This is a genomic window from Budvicia aquatica DSM 5075 = ATCC 35567, from assembly GCF_000427805.1.
GTDB classification, from domain to species: domain Bacteria; phylum Pseudomonadota; class Gammaproteobacteria; order Enterobacterales; family Enterobacteriaceae; genus Budvicia; species Budvicia aquatica.
This window is the reverse complement of the sequence record NZ_ATYS01000128.1, coordinates 1-1221: the sequence shown is the minus strand read 5'-3', so window position 1 is coordinate 1221 and position 1221 is coordinate 1. Positions and strand designations below refer to the sequence as shown.

The 1221-nt window shown below is 47.1% G+C and carries 1 protein-coding gene; it reads right to left on the bottom strand.

Going from position 1 to position 1221, the window contains the following annotated elements:
* Positions 1–7: 7 nt before the first annotated feature.
* On the bottom strand, positions 8–1159 hold the full coding sequence (locus YWE_RS0120950) for an IS30 family transposase (protein WP_029096213.1): 1152 nt from the start codon (positions 1157–1159) through the stop codon (positions 8–10).
* Positions 1160–1221: the final 62 nt, after the last annotated feature.

Sequence of the window (1221 nt, the reverse complement as noted above, 5' to 3'; positions counted from 1 at the left end):
TGTAGATTCAACCTGTCAACGCAACACTCTTTTCAATTATCTCTTTCGGTGTTTTGAACTTCAGTGTCTTTCTCGGCCTATTGTTTAGTTGGGCTGCAACCTGATCCAGATCATATTGAGTATATTGAGCAAGACATGTCTTTTTGGGAAAGTACTGTCGGATGAGCCCATTAGTGTTCTCGTTTGTTCCCCGTTGCCAGGGGCTCTGAGGATCGCAGAAGTAAACTTTCACTCCAGTGCTGCTGGTAAATTCCAGATGCCTGGCCAGCTCCATCCCTCTGTCCCATGTCAGTGATTGCCGGAGTTCAGGCGGCAAGCTCTGGAATTTATCTGTGAGAGCCTGATTAACCGAGACAGCATCTTTTCCCTTCAATCTGAGAATTATCGTATACCGTGATTTCCGGTCTACAAGAGTGGCGATATGAGAATTCTTTGTTCCTGAGACTAAATCCCCCTCCCAGTGCCCCAAAGAACGCCTGTTATCGATATGTCGGGAACGTTCATGAATTGGCGTTCCATTCACGATATTGATTGTTCCTCTTTCCCCTTTACGGGTATGGCGTCTGCCGTGCCGAAGGCTGTGTGAACGGCGCAGATGCTTAACATTCAGGTGGTGTAGCGCTTCACGACAACGAAAGTACAGCGTCTTATAAATTGTCTCAGGTGATATTCGCAGCGTTTTTTGACGCGCCTTTGCTCGCCTCAACCATCCTGATATTTGCTCTGGAGACCACTTCAACTCCAGCTTTTCCAGAACAAGCTCTCGCAGCTGCACATTCTGATCTAGCAAGCACGGTTTTGGTCTTTTAGCCATCCTGTTGGCTCGATTATTAGCATCAACAGCTTTGTAATAGCGCCTGCCACGATTACGCTGAACTTCCCGTGAGATCGTCGAAGGCGCACGATTCAGTACCGTAGCGATCGCACGAATGCTCATTTTGGCTGACAGACCGGCTCGTATTTCCTCGCGCTCGGACAGAGTCAGGTGAGCTACAGCCCGCTTGCGCTCATTGGGCTTTATGCCACCTGTATCTCTTAACATAGTGAAAATCGTTCCAGGTTTTGAATCCAGAATTTTAGCTATCTCACTAAAGCCGGTACCACTCTTCCACAGATCAAAAACAAACGCTTTTTCCTTTGTTGTAAATGTACGCTTCATCCAACGATCCTCCGCAACTACATGTTTTCACATGGTTGTTGCATTGACCAATTGAATCTACA